General features: G+C 52.2%; 11 protein-coding genes. 1 reads left to right on the top strand and 10 read right to left on the bottom strand.

From position 1 onward, the window contains the following. Positions 1-44 precede the first annotated feature (44 nt). The 5 genes from Pmgp_RS08275 to ilvN all read right to left on the bottom strand — a co-directional run bounded on the left by Pmgp_RS08275 (position 45) and on the right by ilvN (position 4,690). A complete protein-coding gene (locus tag Pmgp_RS08275; RefSeq protein ID WP_134213518.1) occupies positions 45-1,172 on the bottom strand; it encodes an amidohydrolase in 1,128 nt (375 codons plus the stop codon). A gap of 34 nt (positions 1,173-1,206) precedes the next feature. Further along, a complete protein-coding gene (gene glgX, locus Pmgp_RS08270; protein WP_134213517.1) occupies positions 1,207-3,339 on the bottom strand; it encodes a glycogen debranching protein GlgX in 2,133 nt (710 codons plus the stop codon). 102 nt (positions 3,340-3,441) lie between these two features. Further along, complete coding sequence (locus Pmgp_RS08265; protein ID WP_134213540.1) at positions 3,442-3,792, bottom strand: type II toxin-antitoxin system PemK/MazF family toxin; 351 nt, start codon at positions 3,790-3,792, stop codon at positions 3,442-3,444. A 3-nt stretch (positions 3,793-3,795) separates the two neighbouring features. Then, a complete protein-coding gene (locus Pmgp_RS08260; protein ID WP_134213516.1) occupies positions 3,796-4,071 on the bottom strand; it encodes a CopG family ribbon-helix-helix protein in 276 nt (91 codons plus the stop codon). A 124-nt stretch (positions 4,072-4,195) separates the two neighbouring features. Further along, on the bottom strand, positions 4,196-4,690 hold the full coding sequence (gene ilvN, locus Pmgp_RS08255; protein ID WP_134213515.1) for an acetolactate synthase small subunit: 495 nt from the start codon (positions 4,688-4,690) through the stop codon (positions 4,196-4,198). Between the two features lie 313 nt (positions 4,691-5,003). Between ilvN and Pmgp_RS08250 the strand changes: the two genes are divergently transcribed. Further along, entirely contained in the window at positions 5,004-7,622 is a 2,619-nt protein-coding gene (locus Pmgp_RS08250) for a PEP/pyruvate-binding domain-containing protein (protein ID WP_134213514.1), read from the top strand. Between the two features lie 28 nt (positions 7,623-7,650). Here Pmgp_RS08250 and Pmgp_RS08245 read toward each other — a convergent pair whose 3' ends face one another. The 5 genes from Pmgp_RS08245 to Pmgp_RS08225 all read right to left on the bottom strand — a co-directional run bounded on the left by Pmgp_RS08245 (position 7,651) and on the right by Pmgp_RS08225 (position 18,130). Continuing rightward, entirely contained in the window at positions 7,651-9,135 is a 1,485-nt protein-coding gene (locus Pmgp_RS08245) for a glutamate synthase subunit beta (RefSeq protein WP_134213513.1), read from the bottom strand. 236 nt (positions 9,136-9,371) lie between these two features. Then, entirely contained in the window at positions 9,372-13,955 is a 4,584-nt protein-coding gene (gene gltB / locus Pmgp_RS08240; RefSeq protein WP_134213512.1) for a glutamate synthase large subunit, read from the bottom strand. Positions 13,956-14,115: 160 nt separating this feature from the next. Continuing rightward, a complete protein-coding gene (glnA, locus tag Pmgp_RS08235) occupies positions 14,116-15,447 on the bottom strand; it encodes a type I glutamate--ammonia ligase (protein ID WP_134213539.1) in 1,332 nt (443 codons plus the stop codon). 247 nt (positions 15,448-15,694) lie between these two features. Further along, positions 15,695-16,270, bottom strand: a complete 576-nt coding sequence (locus Pmgp_RS08230; protein ID WP_134213511.1) for an ANTAR domain-containing response regulator — start codon at positions 16,268-16,270, stop codon at positions 15,695-15,697. A 213-nt stretch (positions 16,271-16,483) separates the two neighbouring features. Next, on the bottom strand, positions 16,484-18,130 hold the full coding sequence (locus tag Pmgp_RS08225; protein ID WP_134213510.1) for a glutamate synthase-related protein: 1,647 nt from the start codon (positions 18,128-18,130) through the stop codon (positions 16,484-16,486). Positions 18,131-18,211: the final 81 nt, after the last annotated feature.

The raw sequence follows: 18,211 nt of genomic DNA, 5'->3' as shown, positions 1-18,211 counted from the left end.
TAATCCTTTTTATGCAATAACTATTAGTGAATTTTTTTATGGGTTCAACCTAAAACTTCTATACCATTTATGTATACCCGCTCCACCCGGCTGGAAAGATCCAGCGGGTGCCGGTCCAAAATAACAATATCGGCGTCCTTGCCCGGCTCAATACTCCCCAGGCGTTGCTCCAGCCCCAGAATGGCGGCTGCTTCTATGGTAATAGCCTCCAGCGCGCGCTCGGCGGACAATCCTCCTTTGACTGCAAACGCGGCGGACACTGCCAGGTACTGTACCGGCACAACCGGGTGGTCAGTCATAATCGCAAACCTGACTCCCGCCTCATCCAGTATTTTGGCTGTTTCCGTTGTGAGGCCCCGCATTTCGACCTTGGCCCTGTTCGTGATCACCGGGCCGATAATCACCGGGATCTTTTTCTCGGCCAGCTGCCCGGCCACAAGGTGACCCTCGGTGCAGTGCTCTATGATCAGGTCCACCCCGAATTCACCGGCGATCCTGACCGCTGTCATGATGTCGTCGGCGCGGTGGGCGTGCACACGCAAAGGGACTTCCCGCCTCAGCACCCGGGCCAGCGCTTCCATCTTTAAATTTCTTTCCCTGTCTTCCTTCTTCAAATAATTCTGAGCCTGCAGCAGGGCCTCTCTGATAATCGCGGCGGAAGCCATACGGGTGGCAGGCGTTTTTTTCTCTTTGCCGTAGCTCCTTTTGGGGTTTTCACCCAGAGCGGCTTTCAGCCCTGCCGGAAAGCGGACAATCATTTCATCAACTACCGTGCCGCAGGTTTTCAGCGCTGCCATTTCACCGCCAATAATGTTGGCGCTGCCCGGTCCGGTCACAATTGTGGTCACACCCGCCGCCAGGGCGTCGCGGAACCCCAGGTCCATTGGATATACCGCGTCAATGGCACGCAGGTGCGGCGTTACCGGGTCAGTTGTTTCGTTGCTGTCGTCTCCCTCTTCCCGGAAAATCTCCTCTACTATGCCAACGTGGCAGTGGGCGTCGATCATGCCGGGCATGACAATTTTACCGGAGGCATCAACAACCCTGCTGCCGGGGGGGACATCTGTCCCTCCGTACACCGCTGTAATTTTATCTTCTTTGACCAGCACGGTCCCCTTTGCTATAGGTTTTCCGGACATGGTAAGAACTTTTCCGCCGGTAATGGCAAGCACACCAATCATCCTTTCTCTGAGGTATATGTAAAAGCTAACGGTCCTTCCTGATCAGTACAACCACACTTTGCGGCGCTACAAGGTAGCTGTCCTGGCAGGCCAGCGCCTGCCCTTCCGGGTCTTCCGGCACGTCCTCGCCTTCCGGCAGGGAGGTGTCCACAAGCCTGCGGCAGGCGGAGCCTGTCCGGCCGGCCGGCAGAGGAAACAGTATCTCTTCCTGGTGGGCGTTCAGAATAACCAGTATATCGCTTTCTTTTTCCGACGCGGTTGCTTCAGCCAGCTCTTTGCCCTCGATCAGATAGGCCAGAAAGCGCTGTTCAGGCAGGTTCCACCCGGGCGGGTTTAAATCTGAAGAGTACCAGTTTATGTCTTTCATGGTGTCAAGGTCCCGGTCCTGCCCGGTGAAAAAGCGGCCCAGCCTGAAATGCGGGAAGCGTTTTCTGAGAGCTGTCAGCCTGCGCACATAATTAACCAGGTCCTGGTTTTTCCCGGCCAGGTCCCAGTCAAAATAACTGATTTCGTTGTCCTGACAGTAGGCGTTGTTGTTGCCTTTTTGGGTCCGCCTGAACTCATCCCCGCCCAGGATCATCGGCACTCCCTGGGATATCATTAATATGGCCAGAAAATTCTTGATAAATTTTTTCCTGAGCGCGTTTACCGCAGGGTCCGCTGTTTCCCCCTCAACGCCGCAGTTGAATGAATTGTTGTAATCACTGCCGTCCGTGTTGCAGTCAAGGTTGGCCTCGTTGTGTTTTTTTTCAAAAGATACCAGGTCATTTAGGGTGAAACCGTCATGGCAGGTTATAAAGTTTATGCTGTGCAGGGGCGAACGGCCATCATCGCCGTACAGGTCGGAGCTGCCGCTCAGGCGGTAGCCTGTTTCCGCGAGCATACCCGGGTCGCCTTTGACATATTTTCTGATGCAGTCGCGGTATTTGCCGTTCCACTCAGCCCAGTCCACAGGGAAATTGCCTGCCTGGTAATTCTCCCTGGTAATATCCCATGGCTCTGCGATTAGCTTCACGCGGGATATGACCGGGTCCTGGTGCACTGCCATAAAAAAGCCGGAGTTCCGGTCAAATATTCCTCTTGAACGTCCAAGCACGGGCGCCAGGTCGAAGCGAAAGCCGTCCACATGCATAACTTCCACCCAGTAGCGCAGTGAATCCATGACCATCCTCACTACCTGGAACTCGTCAAAATTTAAAGAGTTGCCGCAGCCGCTGTAATCAAGATAATACCTTTTTTCCGAGTGCAGCTTGTAGTATGTGGGGTTGTCGATACCCCGCCAGCTGAGTGTCGGCCCCAGCTCGCTGCCTTCGCAGGTATGGTTGTACACCACGTCAAGGATCACCTCAAGCCCGGCCCGGTGCAGGGCCTTGACCATTTCCTTGAATTCACGCACCTGGCAGCCCGGCATGGAACCGCTGCCGAAACGGCTGTCCGGCGCGAAATAGCCCAGGGTGTTGTATCCCCAGTAGTTTAAGAGGCCCCTGTTGATCAAAAAGTCGTCATCATGACAGTGGTGGACAGGTAAAAATTCTACTGCTGTAATGCCCAGGCTTTTTAGATAGGGTATCTTCTCTATTAACCCCGTGAAAGTGCCGGGCTGTTTTACACCCGCGCTGCCGTGCGCTGTGAAGCCTTTCAGGTGCAGTTCGTAGATAATCGTGTCCCGCATGGGCGTATGGGGAGAAACGTCCCCCGCCCAGTCAAATGAATCGTCAACCACCACGCACTTGGGCGCGCCGGCCGCGTTACCGCGCGTGTTGAAGGAAAGATCCAGCAGCGGGGAAGATGGGTCGTAGCCCAGGTGCAGCCGCCCGGGCACGAATTTGCCGGTAATCGCTCTGGCGTAAGGGTCGACCAGAAGACGGTTGGGATTAAAGCGCAGGCCATACTGGGGCTGGTAGGGTCCCCTGACCCGGTAGCCGTAAAGCTGTCCCGGCGCCAGGCCCTCTACCATACAGTGCCATATGAAGTTGGTCCTGTTGGTTAATGTGATCACGTCCGTGGGAGACGCGTCAAGGGGATCATTAAAAAGCAAAAGGTCCACACCGTCAGCGTGCTTTGAATACAGGGCAAAGTTCACCCCATCGCCGACAGGTGTCGCTCCCTGCGGGAAATGTGTCCCTGCCCTGACTTTCCTTGTGTTTTTTGGGACCATGTCGGCCCTCCTTTGGCGCAAGCCTCCCGCATATTAAAAAACCTTGCCTGGCCGCGGGCCGGGTAAAGGTTTTGCATGTAGAACCAAATTTTATTTTCATATTTATAAATCAACCAGGTTAAGGCTGATTTCAATAGCCTGGTTTACTTTGCCCATCAGTTCACTGTCAAGGGAAGTTACTTTCTCCAGCAGCCTGCTCTTGTCAATGGTCCTGATCTGCTCCAGCAGGATCACAGAGTTTTTTTCCAGCCCGTTCGGGCTGGCAGGCATTGCCACATGGGTCGGCAGCTTTGGCTTATCGATTTGTGAAGTTATGGCGGCTACTATCGTGGTGGGGCTGTACTGATTGCCGATGTCATTTTGGATGATTATTACCGGCCTTGTGCCGCCCTGCTCCGAACCAACAACAGGACTCAGGTCCGCATAATAAATGTCTCCCCGGCGGATTGTCATCACCTATTTTACCTCCGGCGAGGCAAGCTCATAAATTTGTTCCGCTTCCGACTCAAGACTGTAGCTCTCAATAGCCAGGGTCAGGTTTATTTTAGCCATTTCCAAATAGCCATTTTTCATTTGCTCTCTAAGAAGGCGTCTCCTGCGCTCAGTTATATAAAAACGCATGGCTTCCCTGATAAATTCGCTCCGGTTGAGCCTGTCTGTCGCTGCTATCCCGTCCACTTCAGCTAGAAGTGAATCCGGCAGGCTGATCATAATCCTTTTTACCTGGGTCATAAGAAGACTCCCTCTTGCGGGCAATGTGTATATACTTTATTATATACACTCCCGCTATAATTATGTCAACGTGTTATCCATACGCAAATTAAGTCAGAGTATTCCATCGGCCGGCGGCAATTCCTCATTGCTTGACGGCTAAAGGACCTCTTGACAGCGCTATTTTCCCGGTACGGACCAGTTCCACCACGCCGTAATCATCCAGCACCGCGCAGAAAGCGTTGATCTTTTTCTCATCGCCCAGGATTTCTATGATCATAGTTTCTTTGTTTACATCAATGATGTTCGCCCTGAATACCGATACAAGGTTGACTATTTCCGACCTGCGGCTTGTTTCAGCTTTTACCTTGATCAGGGCCAGTTCCCTCTCAACCGATTCTTCCGTTTTCAGCTCAACGATTTTGATTACATCGATCAACTTGGAAAGCTGTTTGATCACCTGTTCGAGTGCTTGCTCGTCACCTTTAACATCGAGGGTGATCCTGGTCACATCCGGCTCCTCGGTATATCCGGCCGCGATACTTTCGATATTGACCACCCGCCGGCTTAACAAGCCCGAGATGCGGGCCAAGACGCCCGGCTTGTTAACCACCAGTACCGCAAGTGTATTTTTCTTCAATGTAACTGCACCTCCACACTGCTTTTTAATGACTTCTTAATTTTAACATAATTATTGAAGCTGTACACGTTTTTGCATATATCTTTACCTGGAGAGATCAGGCAAAATATAATCAAGCCCGCCTCTATCATTGTCAGGTATAATATGTTATAATATTCTTACATTATTATACAGCGAATGCAAAGGCGCATTCACAGCAATGGGGCAATGGGGTTCCGTAACAGATATTCATCTGTTAGGGAACCTTTGTTTTTTTTACGATATGTGGCAGTTTTTCCCCTCGCGGCGCTTGGGAAAGGAGAGGAAGATTGATATGTCTGCCATTGAACGTATATCCACCGGCCTGCCCGGGTTGGATAAGGTTGTCGGCCAACTCCGCTTGGGAGATAATGTTGTCTGGCAGGTAACCGATATAAATGACTACCGCTATTTCACAAGAGCTTTTGCAACCCGGGCCCTGTCGGAAAACCGCAGGGTTGTTTACCTCAGGTTCGGGCTGCACCCTGCTGTTGTTGAACCCCTGCCGGGTGTTAAGGTCTATGAACTTGACCCCAACAACGGCTTTGAGGCGTTTTCCACCGAGGTGCACACTATTGCCTCCAGGGAAAGAGAAGGCGTGTTCTATGTTTTTGACAGCCTTTCCGACCTGCTGTCCGCTTGGGCGACAGACCTGATGATCGGCAATTTCTTCAAAGTTACCTGCCCGTACCTGTTCGAACAGAATACTATCGCCTACTTCGCGGTGCTGAGGAACAGCAACTCTTATCATACTATCGCCCGCATCCGGGAGACAACACAGCTATTGCTGGATGTCTATAAACACAAGGGCCAGTTTTATGTCCACCCGCTCAAGGTCTGGAACCGCTATTCTCCAACCATGTTCCTGCCGCATGTCAGCTCCGGTGAGGAATTCGTGCCCGTCACCAGCAGTGTCGATATAGCCAGGCTGTTTTCCCAACTGAAGCACTATAAACTCAGTGACGCTGTCCGGCGGCTTGATTACTGGGATCGGATACTGATCAGAGCGCAGGAGTTGATGGACAGGTTGGAGCAGGGTGACCAGTCCGCTGTCCCGGCTGAAAGGGAAATAATTGACCTTTTGTGCAAGATCATGATCGGCAGGGATGAGCGGATCCTGTCCCTGGCCAAATCCTATTTTACCCTCCAGGACCTGCTGGAGATCAGGAACAGGCTGATCGGCTCCGGCTTCATAGGGGGTAAGACAGTCGGTATGCTGCTCGCCCGCAGTATTTTAAAGGCGGATAGGGATACCTGCTGGGAACAGTACCTTGAGCACCATGATTCATTTTACATAGGGTCTGACGTGTACTACACTTTTTTAGTGGAGAACGGCTGCTGGAAATTGCGCCTGGAGCAAAAAAAGAAGGAAAACTTCTTTACTGCCGCTAAAGAGCTGCAGCAGAGGATCATGGACGGAGCTTTTCCCGCCCCGATCCGCGAACAATTCGAACAGGTCCTGGATTATTTCGGCCAATCCCCCATTATCATCCGCTCCAGCAGTCTGCTTGAAGACGCCTTCGGCAACGCTTTCGCCGGCAAGTACAAGAGTGAATTTTGTGTTAACCAGGGCAGCCCCCAGGAACGATACTGCGCTTTTGAAAAAGCTGTCAAACGGGTTTTTGCCAGCACCATGGGTGAGGACGCGTTAACCTACCGCCTGCAAAGAGGACTGGCCGGCAGCGATGAACAAATGGCGCTCCTGGTCCAGCGAGTTTCCGGCTCCAGTCACTCCAAATATTTCTTCCCTGACCTGGCCGGGGTGGCTATGTCTCACAACGCCTATGTGTGGAGAGAGGACCTGGACCCGGATGCGGGGATGATGAGGCTTGTGGCCGGATTGGGCACAAGGGCGGTCAACCGGGTGGAAGATGATTACCCCCGCCTGGTCGCTCTTGACAGACCTACACTGCGGCCTGCTGCCGGGTTTGAAGACATCCGTAAATTCTCCCAGCACAAGGTTGATGTGCTGGATACCGACTTAAATGAAAATGACACTGTTGTTTTGGACGATATGCTGGGCCTTAAAGCTGACTTCCCGGGGTGGAACCTGCTGGCGGTGCGTGACCACGAAACCACTCGAAAAATAAAAAAGTTAGGTATCAAAAAACCCGATGCCTGGGTCCTGACCTTTGAGAAACTTATGACCGCGACTGATTTCCCCCAAATAATACGCCGGATGCTGAAAAAGCTGGAGGCGGCGTACAATTATCCTGTGGATATCGAGTTCACGGCTAATTTCTCAGCTGATGCCGGGCTTAAGGTCAACCTGCTGCAGTGCCGGCCCCTTCAAACTGTGGGCAAACCACGCAAAAAAGAGGCCTCACTTGACTATTCACCTGACAATGTCCTGCTGGCCAACAACGGCAGCTTTATGGGCGGCAATATTTTGCAGGCGCTGACGGGCATTGTCTATATCCAGGGTGAAGAGTACAGCAGGATGTCGGTATCAGAGCGATATGAAATTGCCCGCCTGGTGGGGCAAATCAACCGGTTTTTCTGTAACGATGAGCATGAATCAGTGATGTTGATTGGACCTGGCCGGTGGGGAACCAGCACGCCCTCACTGGGGGTGCCGGTATCTTTTGCGGAGATAAGCAACGCGGCGGTGCTGGTCGAGGTGGCATCGCAGAAGCACGGGTATATGCCTGAGCTTTCCTATGGCACTCATTTTTTTCAGGATCTCGTGGAAACCCGGATTTTTTATATAGCCATGTTTCCGGACCAGGCGGAGATGGTTTTTAACCACCAGCTTTTTGACCAGTTCGACAACGCCCTGCCGAAAATCTTCCCTGCCTACAGCAAATGGCGGAATGCTGTTAAAATTATCCGCCCCGCTGAGTCAGGCAAAAAATTGTGGCTTAACGCCGGTTTGCGGCCACGCCGTTTGACTTCTTTTTTTACTGCGATCTAACGGTTGATGGCCGCAGCCGGCCTTGTTTTTAAGCAAGGTCTGTGTTCCCTGTCAGGTACTTGTTACACTCCCGCGCGGCGCCGCGTCCTTCGCTGATTGCCCATACCACCAGGCTCTGCCCGCGGCGCATGTCACCAGCGGCGAATATGCCTTTAACATTGGTCATATAAGACTCACTGTCCGCCCTGGCGTTTGACCTTTCGTCACGTTCGATACCGAGCGCGTCCAGTAAAGTGTTTTCCGGCCCGGTGAAACCCATCGCCAGCAGCACCAATCGCGCCGGCCAAATTTTTTCACTGCCCGCGATTTCTCTAGGCGTGAAACGTCCCCGGTCATCTTTAATCCATTCCACATTAACCGTATGGACCTCTTTAACCTTCCCGCTTTCGTCACCAACAAATCTTTTCGCCGTTATACAGTAATGGCGCGGGTCGTCGCCATACAGGGCGGCAGCTTCCTGCTGGCCGTAATCTGTTTTATGTATCCTCGGAAACTGCGGCCAGGGGTTATCCCAACTGCGCTCAAGTGGCAGCCTGGGCATAATTTCAAACTGGTTCACACTCCTGCATTTGTGACGCAGCGATGTCCCAACGCAGTCAGTGCCGGTGTCACCGCCGCCGATAACAATGACATCTTTATCTTCGGCTGAAACAAACTTGCCGTCTTTCAGCCTGGAATCCAGCAAGCTCTTGGTGTTGACACTCAGGAAATCAACCGCAAAGTAAATCCCCTGCAGGTCGCGCCCCGGCACGGGCAAATCGCGCGGCCTGGTGGATCCCCCGCAGAGAACCACCGCGTCGAAGTCTTTAAGCAATTTCTCCGCTGGATAATCCCTGCCCACCTCAGTGTTGGTTATAAAACTGATACCTTCGGCGGCCATCAGATTGACCCGCCGCTGGACAACCCATTTTTCAAGCTTCATATTGGGTATGCCGTACATTAATAATCCACCGATACGGTCAGCTCTCTCAAATACCGTCACCCAGTGACCGGCCTTGTTTAGCTGGTCGGCGCAGGCTAAACCTGAAGGGCCTGAACCAACCACGGCAACCTTTTTGCCGGTGCGGCTAAGCGGCGGTCTTGGCACGATCCAGCCCTCTTCATAAGCTTTTTCAATGACAGCGGCCTCGATATTCCTGGTAGTGACAGGCTCGGCGGCAAGCCCGGCGGTACACGCCCCCTCACAGAGAGCCGGGCATACTCTGGAGGTAAACTCCGGGAAGTTATTGACTTTGGTCAGCCGCGCCAGGGCTTCTCTCCATAGGCCGCGGTAAACCAAATCATTAACCTCGGGGATCAGGTTATGGTTGGGGCAGCCTGATACCATGCCGTTGATAATCATCCCGGTGTGGCAAAAAGGTGTGCCGCAATCCATGCAGCGCGCTGCTTGCTTTTTTAACTCCTCCTCCGGCAGCTGGTTGTGAAACTCTTTCCAATCACAGACCCGCTCCGCCGGGTCCCGGTCGGAAGGAAGTTCCCGCCGGAATTCCATAAATCCATTAGGCTTACCCATTTTCATATCCTCCTAAAAAAGATTTAGGTCTTAGGACATTTTGGTCGTGAGATATGGGTCGTGGGACGTGGGATTTAGGTATTCCTCTCAAGTCCACCCCTTAGTCCATCTTTCATTATCACGTCTCATTTCCTACGTCTCAAGTCCCATTTCCCATGTCCTTATTTCTTACGGCTTACCAGTGAGACAAGGGGACGGTTCTCCTGTCTCACTCGGCTTACGTCTTACGACATTTTTTAGTTTCCGCTTACTCTTGACACGTCTTTCAGGTTTTCCTCGAAAGCGGTCATTATAGCTTCCTCACCGCTCAGGCCCAGCTGCCGGGCTTCATTGATCGCCCGGATCATACGGGCGTAGTCTTTGGGTATGACCTTGACAAATTTTGCTTTCATATCGTGCCAGTTGTCCAGGACCGCCCGCGCCCGCCGGCTTTGGGTATACTGGAAGTGTCTTTCGATCATATCTTTTACTTCAGCCGCCTCGGCAGGGTCCGCCAGATCTTCCAGGCCGACCATCTCCAGGTTGCAGTGTCCCGGAAAAGCACCGTCCTCATCCAATACATAGGCGATCCCGCCCGACATGCCCGCGGCAAAGTTCCTGCCGGTCACACCAAGCACAACCACCCGGCCGCCGGTCATGTACTCACAGCCGTGGTCGCCGACGCCTTCCACGACAGCGTGCGCGCCGCTGTTGCGGACGCAGAAGCGCTCGCCGGCCACACCCCGGATGTAGGCATCGCCGGATGTCGCCCCGTAAAGAGAAACATTGCCGACAATAATGTTCTCTTCAGGCACAAAGTTCGCCTTTAGCGGCGGGAAAGCTATCAGCTTGCCTCCCGAGAGCCCCTTGCCAAAATGGTCATTGGCGTCGCCCTCCAAAGTCATGGTTACCCCTTTAGGTACAAAGGCACCGAAGCTCTGGCCGGCCGAACCTTCAAAGTAAAGGTCGACAGTGTCTTCCGGCAGTCCAGCCCCACCATAACGGCGGGTAATCTCATGGCCTAAAATGGTGCCGACCACACGGTCGGTATTTTTAATCTGCAGCCTGGCCTTTACCGCCTGTCCCTGATCCAGGGCCGGCCGGCATAATTCCAGCAGTACCTGTCTGTCCAGGGATTTCTCCAGGCCGTGGTATTGCTCCCTGCAGCAGTACCTGCCGATGTTTTCCGGCGCCTCGGGCTGCCAGAGCAGGGCTGAAAGATCCAGTCCCTTCGCCTTCCAGTGTTCTTCCGCTTCTTTTTGGTCAAGCACGTCCGTACGGCCGATCATTTCATTAACGGTCCGGAAACCGAGTTCCGCCATGATTTCTCTCATTTCCCGGGCGATAAACCTCATGAAGTTAACCACATGCTCAGGCTTTCCGGTAAATTTCTTGCGCAGCTCAGGATTCTGGGTAGCCACACCGCACGGGCAGGTATCGAGGTTACAGACCCGCATCATCACACAGCCCATAACCACCAGGGGGGCTGTGGCGAACCCGTATTCCTCGGCGCCCAGCAGCGCCGCGATAGCCACGTCACGGCCGGTCATCAGTTTGCCGTCCGTTTCGACAACAATTCTGTCGCGTAAATTATTCAGCACCAGGGTCTGGTGGGTCTCCGCAACCCCCAGCTCCCAGGGCAGGCCGGCATGACTGATGCTGGTGCGGGGTGAAGCGCCGGTACCGCCGTCGTAGCCGCTGATAAGCACCACATCCGCCCGTCCCTTCGACACCCCGGCGGCAATTGTTCCTACTCCAACCTCAGATACCAGCTTGACGTTAATCCTGGCGCCCGGGTTGGCGTTCTTCAAGTCGTGGATTAATTCCGCCAGGTCCTCAATAGAATAAATATCGTGGTGCGGCGGGGGCGAGATCAAGCCCACACCGGCTGTGGTACCCCTGACCCTGGCGATCCATGGATAAACCTTGCGCCCGGGCAGCTGCCCGCCTTCACCGGGCTTCGCCCCTTGTGCCATCTTTATCTGTATCTCATCCGCATTGGTTAGATACTCGCTGGTGACACCGAACCTGCCCGAAGCCACCTGTTTGATGGCACTGCGCAGCGAGTCCCCGTTCGGCAGGGGTTTGTATCGGGCCGGGTCCTCCCCGCCCTCACCGGTATTGCTTTTGCCGCCGATACGGTTCATGGCGATAGCCATGGTTTCATGAGCTTCCTGACTTATAGACCCGTACGACATAGCCCCGGTCTTGAAACGCCGGCAGATCGACTCCACCGGTTCGACTTCTTCAATAGGTACGGGCGTCCTGCCTTTTTTAAACTCTAAGTACCTGCGCAGTACATTTTTCTGGTTGTTAACCAGCTCTGAATATTTCTTAAAGGTCTCATAATCATTGCTGCGGCAGGCTTCCTGCAGCATTACAATAGTTTGGGGATTAAAGGTATGCTCCTCACCATCATGCCGCCACTGGTAAACAGAACCGGAATCAAGTGTTTCCCCGCTGCCCGGTATGAAAGCCTGTTTGTGCCGCAACTCAGCTTCACGGGTGATTTCCGTAAGCCCCACTCCCCCAACGCGGGAAGGGGTCCAGGTAAAGTATTTATCAATAACCGGCTTGGCAATGCCGACTGCCTCAAATATTTGAGCGCCCCGGTAGCTCTGGATAGTGGAAATGCCCATTTTGGAAGCTACCTTGACCACACCCTTGACGGCAGCCTTAATATAATTCTTTATTGCCTCCCGGGCAGTAATGCCGGTCATCAATCCTTGATCGCACATGCTTTCCAGCGTCTCAAAGGCGAGATAGGGATTGATGGCGCTGGCGCCGTAGCCGATCAGAACCGCAAAGTGATGTACTTCACGCGGCTCCCCCGATTCCAGCAGGATACTGACCCTGGTCCGTTTCCCTTCCCGGATCAGGTGGTGGTGCAGGCCGGACATGGCCAGCAGGACGGGAATAGGCACAAAATCGGCGTCAACACCCCGGTCTGACAGGATTAAAAAGCTGGCACCGTTGTCAATGGCCTGGTCCGCCTCGCTGAACAGGTTATCCAAGGCTGCCTCCAGACCGGCGCTGCCTGATCCCGCTTTGAACAGGATGGGCAGCGTTACTGTTTTATAACCGTTGACATTGATATGGCGCAGCTTGGCCAATTCTTCGTTAGTTAGAATAGGCTTTTTAATGCTGATCTGCCGGCAGCTGTCAGGCTCAGGCTTAATCAGGTTCTTTTCCGGACCGATAACAGTCTCGACGGCAAATATAATCTCCTCGCGGATGGAATCAATAGGCGGGTTGGTCACCTGGGCAAACAGCTGCTTAAAATAGTTGTACAAGAGCTGCGGCTTTTCTGAAAGGACCGCCAGTGAAGCGTCGTTGCCCATTGACCCGACCGGTTCAACCGCGTCTTTAGCCATACGTTCCAAAACCTTAAAAAGGTCCTCAAAGGTATAGCCGAAGATCTTCTGCCGCATCAGCAGTGTCTCCCGGCAGGTCTCCGGAACCACGGGAGCTTCCGGCACTTCCTCCAGGGGCGTCAGGTACTGGTCCAGCCACTGCCGGTAAGGATGCTGCGCGGCCATGGTATGTTTCAATTCCTCGTCGCTGACTATCCGCCCCTCTTCCGTGTCGACAAGGAGCATGCGCCCCGGGCGCAGCCGCTCTTTGAGCACCACGTCCTCAGCCGGGATGTCCAGCACACCTACCTCAGAGGCCAGAACGATTAAATCGTCTTTGGTGACGTAGTAGCGTGACGGTCTCAGGCCGTTCCGGTCGAGCACCGCCCCGATAATTGAGCCGTCGGTAAAAGCAATGGAAGCGGGGCCGTCCCACGGCTCCATCAGACAGCTGTGGTACTGGTAAAAAGCTTTTTTCTCATCACTCATACTTTCGTGGTTGGCCCAGGGCTCCGGAATCATCATCATCGCCGCCTGAGGCAGGTAGCGGCCGGTGAGCGAAAGAAACTCCAGGCAGTTGTCAAACATGGCTGAGTCGCTGCCGTCCTGGTCAATTACCGGGAATATTTTGGCCATATCTTCCCCGAATAGTTCAGATTCGCACATAGCCTGGCGGGTGTTCATCCAGTTGATGTTGCCGCGCAGTGTGTTTATTTCTCCGTTATGGATTAAATAACGGTACGGGTGCGCCCGCTCCCAGCTGGGAAAGGTGTTGGTGCTGAAACGTGAGTGGATCAGCGCCAGCGCCGTCTCCAGGTCAGGGTCGTTAAGGTCGGTATAATACTCGGTGACCTGTTCCGGGATGAGCATTCCTTTATAGACAATGGTCCTGCAGGAAAAACTCGGGAAATAGAAAGTCCCGCCGCCCTGCAGCAGCCTGGCGCGCACCTCGTTTTCAGCGCGCTTGCGAATAATGTACAGTTTGCGCTCAAAAGCCATCTTGTCCCCTACCACCGGGTTTTTAGCTACAAAAACCTGGCGTATGTATGGTTCAACTTTTCTCGCTGTTTCACCAATCGTGGAATTATCCGTCGGGACAGTGCGCCAGCCCAGCAGGGTCTGCCCTTCTTCATGGATAATCCTGGCCAGTTCTTGTTCACACTTTATACGCAGCGCTTCATCGGTGGACAAAAAGAGCATACCGACTCCGTAGCTGCCGGCGGGTGGCAGTTGAAAACCCAGCGCGGAGCATTCCTTCTCAAAAAAACCATGCGGTATCTGCATGAGAATTCCAGCGCCGTCCCCGGTATTCAATTCAGCCCCCCTGGCTCCGCGGTGGTCGAGGTTTTGCAGAACAGTCAGCGCCTTTTTTATAATATCGTTTGATTTTACGCCTTTAATATTTGCCACAAAACCGATGCCGCAGGCGTCACGCTCAAACTTTGGGTCATAAAGTCCTTGTTTGGGAGGCAATCCACTGCCGTTCATATTATGCAACCTCACTATCATACTTTTTGCTAAAAAAATAAGGCCTCTACCACAGGCGCACGCAAACATACCGCGAGCTGTAGTAAAGGCCCCATTGCCTTAACTCTATATTGGCACAACGTCGTGTCAAACTAAATAGGTTTTATGCTACAAAAAGCGTTTAAAACTTGGACAGGTATTCATCAGTCTCCCAGGGGTGAACCTGGATCCGGTAGCGGTCCCACTCAATCTGCTTGGCCTCAATGAACCTGTTGAACACATGCTCGCCCAGGGCTTCTTTAATCACCTGGTCGTTTTTCAGTTCCAGGATGGCCTGGTTAAGACTTTCCGGCAGGCTGCCGATACCCAGTTCTTTCCTCTCAGCCGCGGTCATCTCATAGATATTCCGGTTGCACTGGGCCGGCGGCATGATTTTATTCTTGATGCCGTCTAGTCCCGCCTTCAGGCATACCGCCAGAGCCAGATAAGGGTTGCAGGAGGGGTCGGGGCTTCTAAGCTCTATCCTGGTGGAAAGGCCTCTTTTTGCCGGGATCCTAATCAGCGGGCTTCTGTTCCGCCCGGACCAGGCGATGTACACAGGCGCCTCAAAACCGGATACCAGGCGTTTGTATGAATTGACGGTGGGGTTGGCCACAGCGGTGATGGCCTTGACGTGTTCCATCAGGCCGCCCACATAATACATACATTCCTGGCTGAGACCGTCGGGAGCTGTCGGGTTGTAGAAAACATTTTCTTCGTTTTTCATCAGCGACTGGTTTGTGTGCATGCCGGACCCGGCTATTCCGTATATAGGCTTAGGCATAAAAGTGGCATGCAGGCCGTGCCGCTGAGCGGTCGTGCGCACAACAAACTTGAAGGTGACAATTTTATCCGCTATATCCAAAGCGTCTGAATATTTAAAGTCAATCTCGTGCTGGCCGCTCCCCACTTCATGGTGAGAGGCCTCTATTTCAAAGCCCATCTGTTCCAGGATTAGCACCATATCCCGCCGGGCGTTCTCACCCAGGTCCACCGGCGCCATGTCAAAATAACCGGCGCGGTCCTGCGTGTTCGTGGTGGGCCTGCCCTCATTGTCGATATGGAAAAGATAAAATTCCAGTTCCGGGCCCACATTCATGGTGTACCCCATCTCGCCCGCTTCCTGTATAGCCCTGCGCAAAACGTTGCGGGGGTCTCCCGCGAAAGGAGTGCCGTCCGGGTTGTAGATGTCGCAAATCAATCTTGCCACAGCGCCGTCCCTGGGCCTCCAGGGGAAAACCGTAAACGTTGAAGGGTCGGGACGCAGGTACATGTCCGATTCCTCAATGCGGACAAAGCCGTCGATGGAAGAGCCGTCAAACATTAATTCGCCCTCAAGGGCCTTTTGCAGTTGTTCAACAGTAATGGCAACATTTTTGAGGATCCCAAAAATATCCGTAAACTGCAGGCGGATAAATTTTACTCCCCATTCCTTAGCCAGACTACGCACATCATCGTTGGTAAGCTTAGCCATATAAGACTCACACCTTTCGTTTATAGGCAATTGATATTCGCTCCTTAGATACCAGGGCGGGTCAATTAAGAAAAAAAGACCAATAAAACAGGTATAATAATCCTGTCTTTAGGCCTCATTGCCCATTAAAGGTACGACGTTGTACCCTGGTTTTCGGTTGTAGGCGAATATATTTACCAGTATATCATAGAATTCTGAAAATAAAATAGACTTCCGGTAAAATATTGACAAAAGAATACTTTTTAAATCACAGGTTATGGGCTAAAATAATAGCCTCAGCGACAGCCCGCATAGAAATACGCTTATTCATACTCTGCTTCTGGATCCGCTTAAATGCTTCTGTTTCCGAGATGCCCATGGTCTCCATCAAGATCCCTTTGGCCCTTTCTATAACCTTCCTGGTCTCCAGCGTTTCTTTCAGATCTTTAATCTCACCTTCCAGTCTGATGATCTCCTGGTAATTGGTCAGGGCCAGCTCAATGGCCGGGATCAGGTTGTATTCCAACTCGGGCTTGACCAGAAAAGAAAACACCTTGGCGGTCTTCGCCTTTTCAATAACATTTTGCTGGGTAGACGCGGCAATTAGTATAACCGGCGCGAGCTTATCCTCATGAATAATCCTGGCCAGTTCGTAGCCGTCCATACCCGGCAGGAAAGCTTCAATGATCGCAAGGTCAGGCTGCCTGGCCCTGAGCAGCTTTAAGCCCGTCAATCCATCCTCAGCTTCGCCGATAACCCAGTAGCCCATTTTGCCGATCATTTTTTTAATGTTTTTTCTCCAGGCGGCATCGCTGTCAACTATTATTACCCTTGCTTCTCCCATAATGCATGCCTCCTGTTTCAAAAATCAATCATAAGATAAGATGCCCCCGGACAGGCTTAAATAAACCTTAAGAGGGCATCATTGCCAACTGCAACAGGTACATCTTTGTACCCATACTATAATCTTTACAATATTCTATATTTTTTTATGTGGAAAATCAATATTTCTTAAATTAATAACCTTATAACTGTACTGCGCCAAATTAGTTTTATATTAGCTGTTTAACAGTCTCTTGGCAGCTTCATCCTGAACTTCAGTGATAAATGGAATGCCGGTTTCTCTTTCAGTTTCTCTGTTGCCGGATGTCAGGTCAAATCTGGAAATCTCCGAGATGTTGAACCTGCGGGCTCCGGCGAGAAGCTGCTGCAGGCCGGCTGCTAATTTATCACAAAGTGTCCAAATAGCGATGGCACCGAACGGGATATTCTTCATTTCACTGGCGCCCACTTTTTTCTGAACGTCATAATATCCTGCAAAGATTTCCTCAGGCTTGGTGCCAATTTCCGCTACAGACTTCGCCAGTTCATTCCAGTTCCCGCTCAAAGCCGCTTTGCGCTCGGGTTTCAGTACTCCTTCAATATTTGCTCCCAGGAAACCAGGGATCATTGTCGCTCTGCCCATACAAATCATCTTCGCAAACGGGGCGCCCAGGGCCAAAGCCTTAAACATCTGATCTTCCCTGGCAATGCCGCCGCCAAAGGCCAGGTCAACGACTTTTTGGCCTTTTTGAGCCAGGATGCTTGCATACTCGTAGGACTTGGCATGGAGCAGGATTGAAGGGACGCCCCAGGTCTCCATCATATTCCACGGGCTCATGCCGGTACCGCCGCCGGAACCGTCAATGGTGAGAAGGTCCAGTTTGGCGTCCGTGGCAAATTTGATGGCCATGGCCAGTGCTTCCATACCATAGGACCCGGTCTTCAAGGTAATTCTCTTATACCCTTTGCTCCTTAATTCTTCAATTGCCGTCATGAAAGACTCTCTGACCTGATCATAATTTGAAAGATCAGTGTAGCCCAGGCGGCTGTGGCGGGCGAATGAACGGATGGCTCCGGATTTAAATGCCTGCTGGACTTCGGGCAGGGTGGGATCCGGGTCTACGATATAACCCCTGTTTTTCAGGAAAATAGCATACTCAAGGTCAGTTACCTGGATTTCGCCGCCGATATCCTTAGCGCCTTGCCCCCATTTCAGTTCGATAATCGCTTTGTCGCCGTATTTGTTGATGACATAATCTGCAACACCGTTGCGGGTATCCTCAACGTTCATCTGAACAATAATCGCGCCGTAACCGTCATGATAACGGAGATAGGTATCAACCCTGCGGTCCAGTTCAGGCGACACTTCAATCTTACCGTTTTTGATAATCGACTGTTTGTCAACCCCAACAACGTTTTCACCGACGACAATCGGATAACCGACGAGAGCCGCGCCGACCGCAAAAGACTCCCAGTACTTTGCGGCAACAAATGTGGAGCCCAAAGCACCAGACAGGATGGGCAGCCTGGATTTGGTCTTGACTTCATTACCAAATTCTACTTCGATATTAACATTGGGGAAGATGCAGTCATCCGCTTGATTGGAAAGGCCTTTGGAGAGGCCATAGGCCCCATAGTTGTAACCCTGTATGCGGAGGGAATTATAGGAAACTCCCACATGAGTGATATTGTCGCTGCCTGCAGTAACAGCTCCGAAATCTCTGGGATAAAGCATTTTACGTCCTTTCATGCAGGACATAAAGGTTTCGCATCTGCCCTGGCAATCCGCCCGGCATAATGTGCATAACCCTGATTCGGCCGGGTTGCCGCGATTCGCTGTACCTAAAACATCATTCGACTTTAGTCCTTTGCTAAACGTCATTGTTTAACATCCTCCTTTAATATCTCTAGTTTAAACTTTCTATTATCCTTGACTCTTCTAACAAATTCCTCCTTCCGGTAA

The organism is Pelotomaculum propionicicum, assembly GCF_004369225.1.
GTDB classification, from domain to species: Bacteria; Bacillota; Desulfotomaculia; order Desulfotomaculales; family Pelotomaculaceae; genus Pelotomaculum_B; species Pelotomaculum_B propionicicum.
This window is presented reverse-complemented; position numbering and strand designations above follow the sequence as displayed.